This window comes from Pseudomonas sp. 32A (assembly GCF_052682255.1).
In genome coordinates this window covers 615,557-633,090 of sequence record NZ_JBQYLY010000001.1, presented here as the reverse complement: position 1 = coordinate 633,090, position 17,534 = coordinate 615,557, and the positions used below count along the sequence as shown (strand labels likewise).

10 protein-coding genes and 1 pseudogene are annotated in these 17,534 nt (G+C 61.6%); 5 read left to right on the top strand and 6 right to left on the bottom strand.

Features of this window, described 5'->3' with window-relative positions:
* The first annotated feature begins 84 nt into the window (after positions 1-84).
* The 4 genes and pseudogenes from ACUN0G_RS02735 to ACUN0G_RS02720 all read left to right on the top strand — a co-directional run bounded on the left by ACUN0G_RS02735 (position 85) and on the right by ACUN0G_RS02720 (position 9,483).
* Entirely contained in the window at positions 85-1,542 is a 1,458-nt protein-coding gene (locus ACUN0G_RS02735; protein WP_445572638.1) for an ArnT family glycosyltransferase, read from the top strand.
* A gap of 92 nt (positions 1,543-1,634) precedes the next feature.
* Entirely contained in the window at positions 1,635-7,379 is a 5,745-nt protein-coding gene (locus ACUN0G_RS02730; protein WP_445572637.1) for a membrane-targeted effector domain-containing toxin, read from the top strand.
* Positions 7,380-7,530: 151 nt separating this feature from the next.
* Positions 7,531-8,628: pseudogene (locus tag ACUN0G_RS02725) on the top strand (methyl-accepting chemotaxis protein); the annotation flags it as partial.
* On the top strand, positions 8,620-9,483 hold the full coding sequence (locus ACUN0G_RS02720; RefSeq protein ID WP_371103582.1) for a methyl-accepting chemotaxis protein: 864 nt from the start codon (positions 8,620-8,622) through the stop codon (positions 9,481-9,483). The pseudogene ACUN0G_RS02725 and the gene ACUN0G_RS02720, both read left to right, overlap by 9 nt.
* 651 nt (positions 9,484-10,134) lie before the next feature.
* Here ACUN0G_RS02720 and ACUN0G_RS02715 read toward each other — a convergent pair.
* From ACUN0G_RS02715 to ACUN0G_RS02700, 4 genes are read right to left on the bottom strand one after another with little or no spacing between them, the layout of a single operon-like run.
* Positions 10,135-10,503, bottom strand: coding sequence for a VOC family protein (locus tag ACUN0G_RS02715; protein WP_258343596.1), 369 nt, complete (start codon positions 10,501-10,503; stop codon positions 10,135-10,137).
* A 29-nt stretch (positions 10,504-10,532) separates the two neighbouring features.
* A complete protein-coding gene (locus ACUN0G_RS02710; RefSeq protein ID WP_445572636.1) occupies positions 10,533-11,996 on the bottom strand; it encodes an N-acyl-D-amino-acid deacylase family protein in 1,464 nt (487 codons plus the stop codon).
* A 1-nt stretch (position 11,997) separates the two neighbouring features.
* Entirely contained in the window at positions 11,998-12,858 is an 861-nt protein-coding gene (locus ACUN0G_RS02705) for a MurR/RpiR family transcriptional regulator (protein ID WP_445572635.1), read from the bottom strand.
* An 11-nt stretch (positions 12,859-12,869) separates the two neighbouring features.
* Positions 12,870-14,273 (bottom strand): GntP family permease, encoded by a 1,404-nt coding sequence (locus ACUN0G_RS02700; protein WP_258343593.1) that lies wholly within the window; start codon positions 14,271-14,273, stop codon positions 12,870-12,872.
* 192 nt (positions 14,274-14,465) lie between these two features.
* Between ACUN0G_RS02700 and ACUN0G_RS02695 the strand changes: the two genes are divergently transcribed.
* Positions 14,466-14,858 carry a lysozyme inhibitor LprI family protein gene (locus ACUN0G_RS02695; protein WP_258343592.1) on the top strand — a complete coding sequence of 131 codons (393 nt, stop codon included), beginning with the start codon at positions 14,466-14,468 and terminating at the stop codon, positions 14,856-14,858.
* A 129-nt stretch (positions 14,859-14,987) separates the two neighbouring features.
* Here ACUN0G_RS02695 and ACUN0G_RS02690 read toward each other — a convergent pair whose 3' ends face one another.
* Positions 14,988-16,433 carry a SulP family inorganic anion transporter gene (locus tag ACUN0G_RS02690; RefSeq protein ID WP_445572634.1) on the bottom strand — a complete coding sequence of 482 codons (1,446 nt, stop codon included), beginning with the start codon at positions 16,431-16,433 and terminating at the stop codon, positions 14,988-14,990.
* A 207-nt stretch (positions 16,434-16,640) separates the two neighbouring features.
* A complete protein-coding gene (locus tag ACUN0G_RS02685) occupies positions 16,641-17,534 on the bottom strand; it encodes an NAD-dependent epimerase/dehydratase family protein (protein ID WP_445572633.1) in 894 nt (297 codons plus the stop codon).

Here is a 17,534-nt window from a genome sequence, read left to right as displayed (position 1 = left end):
GAATTATTAAGAATCGCCCTCGTATACTCGCCGATCGCCCGGGCCGTTCCCCCGAACGGCCCCCTGCCCCGGTAGCCAGAATCCATGACGCGTTCCGCTCCTCTGCTGCTCCTGCTCGCTGCGCTGTTGTTCTTCTTTGCCCTTGGCAATCACGAGTTGCAAGGCTCGACCGAGGCCCGTGTGGCCGGGATCGCCATGGCCATGCACCTGGATAACGACTGGGTGGTGCCGCGACTGTTCCGTGAACCCTTCCTGGAGAAACCGCCACTGAGCCTGTGGCTCGACGCCGGGGCGATCCGGCTGTTTGGCGGCACCACTTGGGCAGTGCGCCTCGCGTCAGCCTTTGCCGGGTTGTTCAGTGTGATGCTGCTGTACGGGATGCTACGCAAGTTTGGCCGGCCCAAGACCCTGGCGTTTGTCGCGGCGCTGATGCTGGCGACCATGGCCAGTTACTGGAGCAATGTGCGCGGTGTGGGTGAAGACTCGCTGCTCACCCTCGGGGTCACCATGGCACTGCTGGCGTTTTATCAGGCCAACCGCCCCGAGTCGGAGCGCGACCGTTCCAACCTGGACACCTGGTTACTGTTCACCTTGGGGATGGTCATCGCCACACTGAGTAAAGGTGTTCTGGGCCTGGCCATGCCGGGCGTGGTGATCTTCGTCTATCTGGCCAGCACCAGCCTGATGGATAAACGGTTCAAGCTCGGCGATTGGATCAAACCCGGGCTGTTCACGCTGCTGGCGCTGGTGCCGCTGATGATCTGGCTGGGTTTCCTGTACCAGCGCGACGGGCTGCAAGCAGTACGTGAAGTGCTGCTGACCAACAGTGTCGGGCGCTTCAGCGGTTCGTTTGTCGAAGCCGGTCACTACGAGCCGTTCTATTACTACATCGTCAAACTGCCCGAAGCCTTTTTGCCCTGGAATATTCTGGTGTACCTGGGGCTGTGGCACTTCCGTAAAAGCCTGGTGCGCAACCGCTACCGGCTGTTTTTCAGCGTGTGGCTGGTGGCGCAGTTCACCCTGCTGACGCTCGCCTCCAGCAAGCGCACGGTTTACCTGATGGCATTGACGCCCGCTGCGGCAGTGCTGGCCGCCGAGTATGCCGGCGTGTTGCTGGGCTGGCTGAAAAGCCGCGGGCAGGTTTCCAACGTTGCCGAACACGTGTATGCCCACCGCCGCGGCCTGGTGGGTGGCTTCTTCACCGTGGTGGTGGCCTGCTACCTGATTGCCGCTTTCTGGTTCGCGCCCAAGGCCGATGTGCGCCAGTCGTTTGTGCCGGTGATCAGCCAGATCCAGGCGATGCAGGCGCAGGGCAAAGAGGTGGTGTTGTATCAGGCCAACGAGCGAATCGCCGGGGCCGGGGTATTTTACATGCAGGGTTATTTGACGATCCTGCAAACGCCGGAAGAACTCAAAAGCTACCTCGCGGCCAAGCCCGGCAATGTGGCATTGGTGGACAATACTGACCGGCTGAACGTACCGGTGACGGTGGTCAAGGAGATGGCGATTAACCGTCAGCCGTACTATTTCGTCGAGCAGTGATGAAAGAGGTGCCTGCCACGAGTAACTAACTACCGCCATCGACACTGCAAGACTGCGCACCCTCAGGGATCAATCAACCCTGAGGACCGGCCATGCCCGCCCTGCCCCCGAGCACATCACCACTTACCCCCGAACAACTGAACAACTACCTGCTGCAAATCGGTCATCGCTTGCAGGTTTTCCCCAATGGCCAGGCGCCCGCAGCACAATCCTCTGCCGAGTTGCTGGAGATGCAGGCGCTGCACGCAGCCCTGGCAGAAGAGAGCCGCTGGAGCCTGCAGAACGCACAAGTGCATTACACCGTCCCCGGCAATTGGGTGATCCAGGGCGAACCCGGCCGATTGAACCGCACGCGCATCAGCCAGGCATTGCACAAGAAGTTGGCCGCCCAGGAAATCGAACGGCGGCCCAACGGCCATTTACGCAAGAACTGGATACTCGACAGCCATCAGCCGATGCTGGAGGCCGAGGCCAGGCTGAAGGTCAAGGATCGCCTGCTCAGCCCTGCCGACCAACTGCTGGTGACGAATATCGTCAGCGGTCCCGAGCTGCGCCCGGGCATCCATCGCCTGACGTTTCGCTACCGCCAGCAGACCATCGAGTTCGCCGGGGTGTTCATACTCACGCGCAGCCAGACACCGGTCACCCACCTGGAGATCGAGGACGGCGATGTGTTGCTGTTCACCCCGTCCAGAGGCCTGGAGGCTTTCACCTCGCTCAAGCATCTGGATCGCACGCTGCAGGAGCGCATGAAGCAGTCGACCTGGCGTCAGGAACTGCTGCAACACTTGCCGCGCCGTTACCAGCACTTGCGCGCGGCGAGTATCTGGCCGCTGGTGCCAGGCCCTATCGACAGCCTCCCGCTGAACGAACACACCTACAACGCCCTGCAGGACAAACAACATCAGGACATCGCGTTTGCCCTTGGCCTGGACGGCCACCCCGCACCGACAGACGTCGCCAGAATGACCCTCGAACTGGACCAGGCGCTGCGCTGCTCGCCTTGGGACCTGGCCTCGCGCCTGGAACTGCGCGCGCAACAGTTACTGGAAAAACTGCTCCACGAATCCGCCCCCGACTGGTACCGCAGCGCCAATGAGTCTCAGCGCAAAACCCTCGCCGAACACCTGCGCACTTACGAACACCTCAGCCTGCAAGTGCTGGCACTGCTCGGCCCGGCGGCCTCGCCCGAGGCCATGGCGCGCCTGCAACTGCTTGAGCACTTGGACGACGACCTGGATATCCAGGGCCTGATTCCCGAGCAGTTGCAGATCAGCACCGAGCGCACCCTGAAGTCAGGCAACTCGTACAACCAGCACAACAACCTGGTGCAACTGGCGGTACGTGGCTTGCACCGTGGCGATGAACACGCCGGTTCCGAGTTTCTCGAGCACACCCAACTGAGCTACGCCCAGCAGCCATTGCCGCCCGAGTTCCAGGACGTCACCCCGGCTTACCTGGCCGAGCTGCTGGCCAAGGTTCAACCAAGCCTGACCTTCGCCGAAGAACAAAAACGCGCTCACAGTTTGCCCGCAGTGCAGGAGGCCATGCAGCAGATGCTCGACAGCCGCCTGCACGCGCTGGCCTACAGTGCATCGTTGCAAAACCACATCAGCACTGACGACTACGCACTGCTGCAAACCCTCAGTGAAGGCCCCTCGCCCACACTCACTGCCTGCTGCCTGTTCCTGCACAAGGCTCCGCTCAAGGACCTGTGGGTGCTGCGTCAGACCGATGCAACGGGCGCGGTCAAACGCTTGCTACTGTGCACGCCTCACGCGCCACGCGCCGAACAGTTCCAGGCGTTTGGCAGCGAGCGGGAATTGCAGGCGCATATCCTCGGCTGGAGCCAGGAGGTAGCGTCCGCTCCCGGTTCGCGCAGCATGAAAGACTACCTGCTTGAACAGTTGGTCAGCCGGATCCGGCCCAAATACAGCGCGATGCTTTCCGCCCTGGGTTTTGCCCCGGCCAGCCTTGAGTATTTGATGATCAGTTTCGGCGCGCCCTCCACCTATGAGGCCTGCCTGGTGGAAATGAGCACCACGACGCTGGCCATGCAGGCCGATGAATACCTGCATCAGATGCCCAAGTGGCTCAGCCAGGCATCGGCCGCCGACCGACAGAAACTCGCCGACCTCAAGGAACAGGCACAGGGCGCTGCACAGGCCTACGCCGCAAGCCCGGGTAGCCCACAACAGTTTCCCGACTTCGACAGTTACTTGCACAAGGCGGCAAAAACTGCGCTGAACCAACTGCTGGGTAATCCGCCCCCTGCGGTAGACCCAAACCTCGTGGGCGTGATCACCCCGCGCGAACGCGTCAGCTACACCACGCTGTACCGCAACGGCTACGACGCCAGCCTGGGCTTTATCAACCCCGATGCCAGCACCACCGCGCAGTTCAAGGGACCGCCCGGCGTCGACCTGAGTCGACTCACCGCGCAAACGGTGAGCAACTCGGTCAGAGGCACCTGGATCGGTGACCGCTATGTCGCCGAGGTCGAGAAAACCCTGCTGGACCCGCAAGGCCCCCACTATGCATGGCGCCGCAATATGGCCCTGGAGGTTACCCAACTGCACATGCACGTCGCTGCGCTTGAGTGCTGCCTGCAAGGCTGCCTGGCAACAAGCGACCTGGCCTGGCTGGAAAAAAGCATCGACAGCCTGGCCGATAACAGCGATGCCGTGCGCAATCGGTATCGCCTCTATCCCCTGCAAATCAGCGGGCAAGTGATCGATGGCTGCTACCTGTTCCACCACGCCAACGACCTGCCCCTGCTCTACACCCCGCACGCACCGGATGGCATCGCCTTCAGGCCGCAACGGGAATTCAACGAACGCCTGAAAAACCTTGAAGGCATGGACACCTACTACATCAGCCGGGTCGCCAGCGTTGAGCGCGCGGCGTTCCAGCCCAAATTGCAAGCATTGATAGCCGGCCTGCCGGCACAGCTCAAGGGGGTGTATTCCAAGCCGGTGTTCGACGAAGTGCCTCGCACCGCACTGCCGCTCAAGAACCTGCATTACCACACCTACGACAAACAGCTGCGTCACCGTATCGACGAAGTCAAAAGCACCACCACCGGGCGCTTGCAGATGATCATGGAACTGGTCAGCGTCATCGGTGAAATCACCATTGCCGTGCTGACTGCGCCCTTCCCGACACTGAGCCTGGCCTTGGGCGGCTTGCTGGTGTTCAAGGATTCGATGCTCGCCCTGCATGCCTACAGCCGCAACGACACCGCTGCCGCGCTGGGACACTATCTGGGCGCGCTGCTGAATGCCGGCGGGGCGCTGTTGACCGACCTGCGACCCCTGCTGTTTGCCCCCGTCAAGCTCGCCCGTCCGCCGTTGCGCCACGTTGCCCGGGTGACCAAGGACCAACAGGCCATGACCTTGATCAAGCAACTGCAACCGCAACCCCCATTGCCCCAGGGCATGCAGCCCGTGCTGTTTGCCGGCGACAGCCTGTGGGCCTCCCACACCCCGGACAGCCTGGGGCGATTCCTGTTGTTTCGCTACGACAACACCAGCGGGCAATTGCGCTCCACCGGCAAGCTGGTGAACCAGACGGTGGACGGCCAGTGGCAGCGCTCCGGTGTCATCGGTGGCATGCCTGGCCCTGAAAGGCTCGGGCAGCCCTATGAGTTGTCGGAAAAGTTTCGTCGGGACGTATCGGCTGTCATCGCCCCCGAGGACCGGTCGGCGCTGTTCCTGCAAATCGCCTACCTGGATCGAGACCTCAATACCCACAGCATCTGGATCTCGCGTCGGCAACTCGCCCCGGCACTCCAACAGCACCTGGACAATGTCAGGGCACTGACGGATGACGCCGACGCGTTTTTTGCGCGGTTGCCCGCCGTGGTTCCCCGGGCCGAAACCCTGAACCCGGCGCCAGACATTGCCCTGCGTGATTTGCTCAAGCTGCTGATCGATGACGCGCACAACCTAGTGGTAGGCGAGGCACCGTTTTCCACCGCGGCTAAACAGGTGCTGATCGAAAACATGCAGTACCTGCGCGAACTGAACGTGACGGTTCTCTATATCGAGCCGCTGTGGCGCGACATTCATCACCTGAAAACTCATTCACGGTTTTCCAGTGGTCTCTCCAAACGGGCCGAGGGCCAGCTCAAATCCATCGACAAGGAAAATTACCGCGACCCCGACGGGTTGTACGGCCACTGGATGCTGGTAAAAACCGCGCAACAGCACGGGATTGAGGTCAGACCATTGAACGCCTCAAGCTCCTACGACTTGGAAAACACCCTGTGCCTAATTGATTCACGCCCGGCACCGATTCGCGCCAACCGGCTGACCAACTTTTACTCCCACACCCTCATCAACGACGACCAGGTAAAAAAACCGGGCGAGCGCTGGATAGCGTTGGTTGATCAAAAACGCATGAGCACCTATCGCGGCACGCCGGGCCTGGCCGACCTGCAAAAGAGCATTGCCCTGCGGGTCGATGATGCGTTCGACCAACCCACCCAGGTCATTGCGGATGTGGCCGGCGGCATTCCCGGCGATGCCCTGGCCAAGGGCGACCTGAAGCTCTCGTTGCACACCGCAAGCCAACCGGCACCGCGCCCGGGCCCCTCGGTGGAACGCTCACACTCGCTACGGCCAACGCGCCCTCTGCCTGTTGAGGCGCCGCGCCACTTCAGCACCTTTGACCTGCCACATGAACACCTGAGCCTGATCAGCGAAGAAATCACCTTGCCGATGGGCACGCGTGAAGCGCTCTTCGCCACCGCCTACAGGGAGACCGCCAGCAGCCGTCGCGCGGCGCAAACCACGTTCGACCAGACCCGCAAAAAACTTCAGGATCAGGCCCAGGCGTTTTTTACCGAACACACACCGCCTGCGCGGGGAACACTGCCTGCGGTCGACCCGGCCCTGGATGAGGCGAAGTTTATCGATCAACTGCTGGACACCGCCGATGGCCTGGTCGTCGGCGAAGCCCACGCCGGTACGTCGAGCAAAGGCTTCCTCAGCCGGCACATGGAATACCTGAAAGGCCAGCGCGAAGTAAAAACCCTGTACATGGAGCAACTCACCACCGAGCTGCATCAGGCCGACCTGGATATCGTCCACAGCCTGGGCTTTATGCCAGATGAACTGTGGAGCTACCTCAACGCATTGGACAAAGGCCACGGCGTACCGGCCGACAGCCCCTACAGTTTTGTCAGCCTGGTGCAGGTGGCGATGAAGCATAACGTGCGGATCCGCGCGCTCGACTGTGTCGCCAGCTTGCGGGTGGACGGCATGACCGCCTCCAGGACATCAATGTTCAACTACTTTGCGACCCAGGTGATCCGCGCCGATCAACTTCAACAGGGGCCACACAAGTGGGTCGCGCTCGTGGGCGAAGCGCACGCCAATACCCATCGCGGCGTGCCGGGCATTGCCGAGCTCAACAACGGCATCAGTTTGCTGTTGGACGATGTGCCTCCCGGCTCGGCCAGCGGCTTTGTGCGTGAGCCCGCCAGCGTCCAGGCGCTGCCGCGCGAGCAGCAATGGCCATTGGTGCGCTACGACTTCAAGAAAAACGTCGAAGTCGCCGGTGCGCCATTGCCGCCACCTGTCGTGCCCGCGCCATCCCTCAGCCTCGAACAACGCCTGCGGCGCAAAGGCGATTACCTGCTTCAGCGCACCTTGGACGACGGGTTGGAGATGGTCCATAAAAACCGTGACGGTGTACTGGTCCACACCTCGTTGCAGCAGGATGCCAGGGGGCACTTCGTCAATCGCTGGAACCTGGATGACCGGCGTTTCCGCAGCAGGGAAGCGTTGATCGACATCATCACCACCAGCAAAAGAATGCGCCAAGTCCACTGACCCTCGCACCGCCCTCTGCATGAGGGCGGTGCGACCGCTCGTCGCTCACGGTCGATAAATCTTCCCCTCACGAAAAAACCGTTTCAGCTCTCGCCAGGGCTGCCGATACCTCCTGACTACCCATCGGCTGGTCGCTACTTCCAGCAACCGGATGTACCCGCAAATCTGTTCCTGGAGGAATGCGATGAATAGTTGGTTCGGCAACATCAGCGTCAATATGAAACTGGGCCTGGGCTTCGGCCTGGTTCTGGTACTCACCTCGATCCTCGCGCTCACCGGCTGGACCAGCCTGGGCGGCCTGATCGACCGCAGTAACTGGATGAGCGACATCACCCAGCTCAACGCTTCGCTGACCAAACTGCGGATCGTGCGCCTGCAATACATGTTGGCCAACGGCGACGAAGCCGTGGCGCAAAACGTGCAGACCAACCTCGACGGTTTTGTCGCCCAGCAACAGAAGCTGCTGGACAGCTTCAAGAGCCCGGACAACCTCAAGTTGCTCAATGAGCAAAAAGCGATCATCACCGCTTACCAGCAGTCCTTGAACAAAATGCGCGAGGCCTACCGCAACGGTAACGCCGCGCGCCAGGTCATGGGCGACAAGGCTGACATCGCCAACGCGCAGATCAGTGCCCTGGACGCCAGCGTGCGCCAGATGCCCGAGAGCACCGAACGCTTCGCTCAGTTCGAGGCCGTGAACACCGCCAAGGAACAGTTCCAGTTGGCCCGCTACGAAGTGCGCGGCTACACCGGCAACGTCAACGCCGAGACTGAAGCCCGTGCCGCCGCGCAGATCGAGAAAGCCATCGACGGTTTGAAAGGCCTGCATGCGGTGTTCGGCGCCAGCCAACAGACAGCCCTGAGCTCACTGGAAACCGCCCTCGGCGCCTATCGCAGCGCCGTCCAGAACTACAAGGCAGCCAACGCCAACATCGTCTCGGCCCGGGCAGAAATGACCACCCAGGGTGCCGACATCGTCACCATCAGCGACAAGCTGTACGACATCCAGCTGCAACGTCGCGACGCTGAAAGCGCCCAGGCCCGCAGCCTGCAACTGATCAGCACGTTGCTGGCGTTGCTGGTGGGCATCGTGGCGGCCGTGATCATCACCCGCCAGATCACCCGCCCATTGCGCGAGACCCTCGCCGTGGTGGAGCGCATCGCTTCCGGCGACCTGAGCCACAACATCCAGGTGACGCGCCGCGACGAACTCGGCGTGTTGCAGCAAGGCATCCAGCGCATGGGCACCACCCTGCGTGAACTGATCAGCGGCATCCGCGACGGCGTGACCCAGATCGCCGCTGCCGCCGAAGAGCTGTCGGCCGTGACCGAACAGACCAGCGCCGGGGTCAACAGCCAGAAGATCGAGACCGATCAAGTGGCCACCGCCATGCACGAAATGACTGCCACCGTGCAGGAAGTCGCACGCAACGCCGAACAAGCGTCTCAGGCTGCCTCGGCCGCCGACGGTGAAGCCCGTGCCGGTGACAAAGTGGTGGCCGAAGCCATCGCCCAGATCGAACGTCTGGCTGCCGAAGTGGCGCGCTCCACCGACGCCATGACGCACCTGCAACAAGAGAGCAACAAGATCGGCAGCGTGATGGACGTGATCAAGGCCGTGGCCGAGCAGACCAACCTGCTGGCGCTCAACGCCGCCATCGAAGCGGCTCGTGCCGGTGAAGCCGGTCGGGGTTTTGCGGTGGTCGCCGACGAAGTCCGCGGCCTGGCCCAGCGCACCCAGAAATCCACCGAAGAAATCGAAGGCTTGGTGGCCGGTTTGCAGAATGGTACCCAGCAAGTGGCTGCCGTGATGAACAACAGCCGCAACCTCACCGACAGCAGCGTCGAACTGACGCGCAAGGCCGGTGTATCACTGGAAAACATCACCCGTACGGTGTCGAATATCCAGTCGATGAACCAGCAGATTGCGGCAGCCGCCGAACAGCAGAGTGCCGTGGCGGAAGAGATCAGCCGCAGCATCGTGAATGTGCGGGACGTGTCGGAGCAGACGGCGGCAGCCAGCGATGAGACGGCCAAGTCGAGTGTGGAACTGGCGCGTTTGGGCGGGCAGTTGCAGCAGATGGTCAGCCATTTCCGGGTGTAAATCCCAGGCACAAAAAAGCCGCCCCGGTCGAAACCGGGGCGGCCCACTTCTCAGACCTTAACGGTCATCGAAGCTGTCCCGCAGGAATTTCCACACGTGATAGACACGCAGGGAGTTCACTACGAGGTCCCACGTACGTCGTGCAAACTTGGACATACTCGGCCCTCCATCAGTTGGGCCTACCTCCAGCGCACTTACCGGAACACGTGAGCCTTCGGACGCAGGTCAATGCTTCCAGTGAGGCGGCCGGGCTTTGGTTCCTCCCGCATGAATCCGGCACGGATTACTAGCCCGTGGCGTTCGGTCCATAAATTCGCGCGCGTACCCAGCCCACCTACAAGCGACATACACAGAACGGGGGCGATACTAACCAACATCCCGCTCAAAGGTGTGACCTGGGAGAACTAATCCACCGGTAACGCTCCAAGAATTTATTGCCAGTTTTTGCAGTCGTCCTTAAATAGCGTAGGTCTCAAAGAACTGAAAACACCGAGTGTCACCAGGCCTTGCGTGATGCCTGAACCGACAGTAGTATCCGGTCAGCAGGTCAATGCTTCCGGTGAGGCGCAACCCCAGCCGCGAACTGGGATTGCAATAAAAAACCGCCCTACTAAGGCGGTTTTTTATTGCCTGCGATTTATGCGCGCAGCCTCAGCTGCTGACTTCTTCAACAAACACCAACCGGTTCCCCGACGGGTCGCTGATGCTCATTTCGCGGCTGCCCCATGGCGTGTCTTCAATCCCCGGCTTGGCGTTGCGGTAATGCTTGGCCAGCAATTGTTGCTGGTACGCTTCCAGCCCTTGGGCCTGAATCCGCACCGCCGCACCCGGCGTGCAGTCGCCATGGTGCTCGGACAGGTGCAGCACACATTCCCCCAGCGACACCTGCAAGTACAGCGGAAAGTTGTCTTCAAACCGGTGCTGCCAATCGACCTTGAACCCCAGGAAATCGACGTAGAATTCCAGGGTTTTGGCCTCGTCGAAACTGCGCAAAATGGGGGTGACTTTTCCTAAGTGCATGGCGATTGCTCCGTGTTTGAGAGCGGCCACTATACGGCCGCAAACCCCTTACGCAAATCCCCGTTTCGCGCCAGGAATCGTCCGGGCCGCTGCCCATTGGCTTGCCCGTCGCTGTAGCTGAGCACGCCATTGACCCACACACCGTCAATCCCTTCCGCCGCGCGCTGCGGCTCCTTGAAGTCCGCCACATCCCGCACCCGCAACGGATCAAACAGCACCAGATCGGCCCAGTGTCCTTCACGGATTTCACCGCGCTCGGCCAAGCCAAAGCGCGCTGCCGACAAGCCAGTCATCTTGTGCACGGCGGTGTGCAGCGGGAACAAACCAAGGTCTCGGCTGAAATGCCCGAGCACCCGTGGAAACGCGCCCCACAAACGTGGATGAGGAAACGGATCTTCCGGCAAACCATCCGAACCAATCATCGACAGTGGATGCGCCAGGATGCGCTGCACGTCGGTCTCATCCATCCCGTAATACACCGCTCCGGCGGGTTGCAGGCGACGAGCTGCGTCCATCAGCGGCACCGCCCACTCGGCGGCAATGTCTTGCAGATCCCGTCCGCCCATTTCCGGATGCGGCGTGGACCAGGTGATGGTGATGCGAAACGCGTCGGTGACCTGCTTCAGATCCAAGGTCGATGAACTGGCCGCATAGGGATAGCAATCGCAGCCCACCGGATGAGTCTTCGCCGCGTGTTCCAGAGAGGCCAACAACTGCGGGCTGCGTCCCCAGTTGCCAGCGCCGGCGCATTTGAGGTGGGAAATGATGACCGGGGCATTGGCGTGACGGCCAATCTGAAACGCTTCGTCCATGGCCTCCAGCACCGGTTCGAATTCGCTGCGCAAATGGGTGGTGTACACCGCGCCGAACGCCGTGAGTTCTTCACTCAGTTGCAGCACCTCATCGGTCTCGGCGTTGAACGCGCTGGCGTAGGCAAGGCCGGTGGATAACCCCAGGGCTCCGTCCGCCAGGCTCTCCTGCAACTGCACGCGCATGGCGGTGATTTCACCCGGCGTGGCGGTACGGTGCAGGTCGTCCATATGGTTGCTGCGCAGCGCGGTGTGGCCGATCAGCGCTGCCACGTTGACGGCCGGGTGGGCGTTTTCCACCGCCGCCCGGTAATCGCTGAACCGTGGGTAGGCAAAGGCCTCGGCGGTGCCCAGCAGGTTCATCGGGTCCGGGGGATCAGCCTTCAAGCTCACGGGCGAGGCGCTGATGCCGCAGTTGCCGACGATCACCGTGGTCACCCCCTGGCTGAGCTTGGGCAGCATCTGCGGGTGACGGATCACCACCGTGTCGTCGTGGGTGTGCACGTCGATAAACCCCGGCGCCAATACGCGCCCGGTGGCGTCGATTTCATGCTCGGCGCTGTCTCGGGACAAGTCGCCGATCTTCTCGATACGGCCCTCGTGCACTGCTACATCGGCGACATAGCCGGGGGTGTTGCTGCCATCAATGATCAGCGCCTGGCGGATCAACGTGTGGTACTTCATTTCAGTCTCCAAGCGGCAGGCTGTCGGGGCCGCCGCGATAATCGTCCAGGGCCAGCTTGATCCGTCGCAGGCGTTCCTGGTTGTCGTCCGGCATGGCCAGGGCCAGCTCGGTGGCGAGCACGTCGATGGCCAACAGCATTCCGTAGCGCGCCGCCGTTGGCTTGTAGATAAAACTGGTTTCCGCCGGTTGCAGCGGCAGCAGCACATCGGCCAACTGCGCCAGCGGAGAATCCGGCAGGGTGATGGCGATGATTTTTGCGCCGTAGTTACGCGCCAGCGCCACCACGCCCAATACCTCCGGGGTGATGCCGGTCAGCGAGCAAACAATCAGTGCATGCTCCGAACCCAAGGTGGCGGCGGTCACGCGCATCATCACCGGGTCGTGGCAGGCGGCAATCGAGTAGCCCAGGCGCACCAGGCGCACTTGCAACTCATCGCTGCACAGGCTCGATGGCCCGCCCATGCCGAACGCGTGGATCATCCGCGCTTTGCCCAGCAGGCTCACGGCGTCGACAAAGCTGCGCTGGTTGAAGCCGGACAAATGCCGGCGCAACGTTGATTCGATATCGCTGAGAATCTGCCGGTGAAAGGCCGACTGCTCAGGCAGGCCCGCCGGGTCGAGAAACCGGCTGCCGACGCCGCTGGCCTGGGCCAGTTGCAGGCGCAGGTCACGCAGGTCGCGGCACCCGACGCTGCGGGCAAAACGCGACAAGGTGGCGGTGCTGACCTCGGCCCGTTGGGACAACGCTTCCAGGCTGGCGGACGCTGCAAAGCCGACATCATCGAGCATCAGCTTGGCGATACGCCCTTCGCCAGCGCTGAAGGAATCCTGGCGGGCGCGGATCTGGTAGACGATGTCCATGAGGTCTCCGGTTACAGGATGCAGGACAGACCATACGTCAGACCGAAGGCAACCACCGAAATCAGGGTCTCCAGCACGGTCCAGGTCTTGAAGGTCTGGATCACCGTCATATTGAAGTATTCCTTGATCAGCCAGAAGCCGCCGTCGTTCACGTGGGAAAAGATGACCGAACCCGCACCAGTGGCCAGCACCAGCAATTCCGGATGGGGATAACCCAGCCCCATCGCAACCGGCGCAACCACGCCCGAGGCAGTGGTCATGGCCACCGTGGCCGAGCCGGTAGCGATGCGCATCAACGCGGCAAACAGCCAGCCCATCACCAAGGGCGACAGGTTGAAGGCATGGGCCAGGCCGAGGATTTCATTGGTGACGCCAGCGTCTACCAGAATCCTGTTAAGACCGCCGCCCGCGCCCACCAGCAAGGTGATGCTTGCGGTTGGTGCCAGGCATTCGTTGGTGAACTTGAGGATCGATTCGCGGTTGAAACCCTGGGCCAGGCCCAGCGTCCAGAAGCTCACCAGGGTCGCCACCAGCAGCGCAATCACCGAGTTGCCAATAAACAACAGGAACTGGTTGAACGCGGTGCCCGGTGTGGAGATCAGGTTAGCCCAGCCGCCGATCATCATCAGCACCACCGGCAACAGGATGGTGCCCATGGTCAGGGCGAAACTCGGCAAGCGGGTGCGCGGTTCGCGGTCGATGAACTGGCGCTCCAGCGGGTTTTCCGCCGGCAGGTGAATGTGCGGCACGATGAGTTTTGCGTACAGGGGACCTGCGATGATCGCCGTGGGTATGCCGATCAAAATCGCATACAACACCGTTTGCCCAACCGACGCGTTATACGCCAGCACCGCCATCATCGCCGCCGGATGCGGCGGCACCAGCGCATGCACCACCGACAAGCCGGCCACCATTGGCAGACCGACCATCAGGATCGACACGCCCACTCGCCGCGCCACGGTAAAGGCGATCGGCACCAGCAACACAAAACCGACCTCGAAAAACAGCGGCAGCCCCACCAGGAATGCAATGCACACCATTGCCCAGTGCGCATTCCGCTCGCCGAACCGATTGATCAACGTGCGCGCCACCTGCTCGGCGCCGCCGGACTCGGCCATCATCTTGCCGAGCATCGTCCCCAGCGCGACCACCAGCGCAATATGCCCCAGAGTCTTGCCGACGCCGGCCTCGTAGGAACCCATGATCGTATCCGCCGGCATCCCGGCCAATAGCGCCAGGCCGATGGACACCAGGGTGATGACGATAAACGGGTTGAGCCGGTAACGCGCGATCAATACGATCAATGCAATGATGGCGATGGCGGCGTAGATCAGCAGCCAATACCCCGGTGATGCGGCCATGCGGTACTCCTCGGAAAGGGTCACGTCGAATAGGTTGTGAAAGTCATAAATCATTACCGAGGTGGATTTTCAATTTTTATGAAAGTAATTTTCGCCCACAGACACGCCCTGTCGCACAGGGATATGCCATGGGTCAGTGGATGAAAATTCGGGGGGCGTTCTTACATGAAGATCGCCGGGCTGGAAACTCAACTGCGCAGGCCGAGTCTTAGACTGCACACCGACTCATGACCAGGAAAACCCAGAATGAATCGTAACCACCTGCTTGTCCCTTTCGCCGCCGGCGCGCTGTTGCTGGCCTTGGGCGGCACGGCTTCGGCCGATGAGAACGCGGCGCTGAAAAAATGCATGGACGGCGCCAACACCACCGCCGACATGGTCGATTGCAACGCCAAGGAAACCAAGGTGCAGGACGCGCGCCTGAACACCGCCTACAAAGCCGCCATGACCGCGATGGAAGGCAACCGCAAGCAGCAGCTGCAAGACGTACAGCGCCAGTGGCTCAAGTTTCGCGATGCCAACTGCGGCTTCATCGGCTCGGCAACCGGCGGCACCATTGATCAGGTCAACGGCTCCGGCTGTGTGCTGGACATGACCCAGACCCGCGCCCAGGAACTGGAAAACCTGGTCGGGCCATGATCGTTCCCACGCTCTGCGTGGGAATGCATCCTGTGACGCTCCGCGTCACGACTTCAAGAGCGGACGCGGAGCGTCCCAAGCGACGTTCCCACGCAGAGCGTGGGAACGATCATCGCACTTCAACAACGGTCAGTCGTGCTGCACCCGTGCACGCTTGAGCAGTTTGCGGCAGCGCTCGGACAGGTGCAGCACCCGCAAATGCTTGCCGGCCTTGGCGTAGCGCTCCCGCAAGGTCATCAACGCAGCAATCGCCGAATAGTCGACGAAGCTCAAGTGACGACAATCCAGCGTCACCTGGGCCGGGTCGTTGGCCGGATCGAACCGGTTCAGGAACGGCGTGGTCGAGGCAAAAAACAGCGTGCCGTGCACCCGATAGAGTTTGCTGCCGTCCGCTTCCATATGCTCGTCCGCGTACAGCTCACGCGCTTGCTGCCAGGCGAAGTTCAGCGCCGCAATCACAATCCCGCACAGCACTGCGGTCGCCAGGTCGGTGAACACGGTAATCACCGTCACTGCCATGATCACCAGCACGTCGTTCAGCGGCACCTTGTTGATCACCCGCAACGAAGCCCAGGCAAACGTCTGCTGAGACACCACGAACATCACCCCCACCAGCGCCGCCAGCGGAATGCGCTCGATCAGCGATGACAGAAACAGAATGAACAACAGGATCATCACCCCGGCAAACACACCGGAGAAGCGCCCGCGCCCGCCGGAGCTGAGGTTGATCACGGTTTGACCGATCATCGCGCAGCCGCCCATGCCGCCGAACAATCCGGAGACCATATTCGCCGCGCCCAGGGCCACGCTTTCACGGTCCGGGTAGCCGCGGGTTTCAGTGATTTCGTCGGTGAGGTTGAGGGTCAGCAGGGTTTCCAGCAGGCCCACCATGGCCATCAGGATCGCGTAGGGCGCGATGATGTGCAGGGTTTCGAGGGTCCAGGGAATCTGTGGCAACGCGAAGGTCGGCAGGCCGCCGGCGATGTGAGCCATGTCGCCCAGGGTGCGGGTCGGCAAGCCAAGCAGGTACACCGCCAGTCCCACGCCGAGGATCGCCACCAGGGCTGGCGGCACGGCACGGGTCAGGCGCGGTAGCAGGTAGACGATAGCCATGGTTGCAGCGACCAGCCCGGTCATCACGTACAGCGGCGTGCCGCTGAGCCAGGTGTCACCGCTCTTGAAATGCTCCAACTGCGCCAGGGCGATGATGATCGCCAGGCCGTTGACGAACCCGAGCATCACCGAGTGCGGCACCATGCGCACCAGCTTGCCCAGGCGCAACAGGCCGAAGGCGACCATGATCAAGCCGCCCAGCAACACCGTGGCCAGCAGGTACTGCACGCCGTGCTGCACTACCAGCGCAACGATCACCACCGCCATCGAACCGGCGGCACCGGAGACCATGCCGGGCCGGCCGCCGAACAGCGCGGTGAGGGTGCAGATGATGAACGCGCCATAGAGGCCCATCAGCGGGTTGAGGTGAGCCACCAGGGCAAAGGCAATGCATTCGGGCAGCAAGGCAAAAGACGTGGTGAGTCCGGCCAGGGCGTCGGCGCGCAGACGGGTGAGGTTCATTGAAGTACCGGGGAGTTGCGAGGGATAAGGCGGGGGATGGTACGGAATTGGGCGGGGTGGGGCTAGTGTTGGGTAAGACCGTTGGACCGAGTCGCCCCTTTCGCGAGCAAGCCCGCTCCCACACTTAACCGAGTTCCAACTTTGGAATGCAGTCAAATGTGGGAGCGGGCTTGCTCGCGAAGGGCTCGCCTCGGTCTCAAGCGAACATCAAACCATCTCGTTGCGAATCCACTCAACTACGGAGGTCCGCTTCGGCGCCCACCCCAGCAATTCCCGCGCATGCTTGCCACGCACCCGGCTGTTGGAGCCCAAGCCATAGTTCGCCATTTCATAACCCCACTCGGCCTCGGCGTCGGCCAATGGCCAATCCTGCGGTTTACCCAGCTTCAACGCTTCGGCAATCGCGGTGGTCATGTCGACAAACGCCGCTTCGCCACTTTCCACAAAGTAGAACGTGCCCGGCACATTCTTTTCCAGCGCCAGCAGGTACAGCTCAACCACGTCTTCGATATGCACGTTGGACCAGATGTTCTGACCGGTACCTACATGACGAACCACACCGCTTTTGCGTGCCTGTTTAAGCAAACGTGGCAACTGCACGCTGTCGCGCTTAACGCCCAGGCTGTGGCCGTAGATCAAGGTATTGCAGATCACCGCCGAGTTCACGCCGTCTTTGGCGGCAGCCAGGATCAAATTGTCGATAGCCACACGAGCGGCCTTGTCGACGGTCGGCTCCGGCAAGTTGTCTTCAAAGTAGATGACATCGCTGGACTTACCGCCCGACGCATCGCCGACGATGCTCGAACCGCTGGTGTGCAGGAAGGTTTTGTTGGAACCGCGCAGCGCGGTCAGCAAGGTTTCCACGGCGCCGCGATGGTCGCTGCTGGCGGCGTTGATCACGGCGTCTGCTTTCTTCGCTTGCTCGGTCAACAGCGCACTGTCATCCAACGTGCCGATCACCGGCGTGATGCCCAGTGCAGTCATTGCTTCGGCTTGTTCGGCGCTGCGCACCAGGCCGGTGACTTTATGGCCGGCCTTAACCAGGCCAGTGGCGATGGAGCCGCCGATAAAACCGGCAGCGCCGGTAATGAATATGTTCAT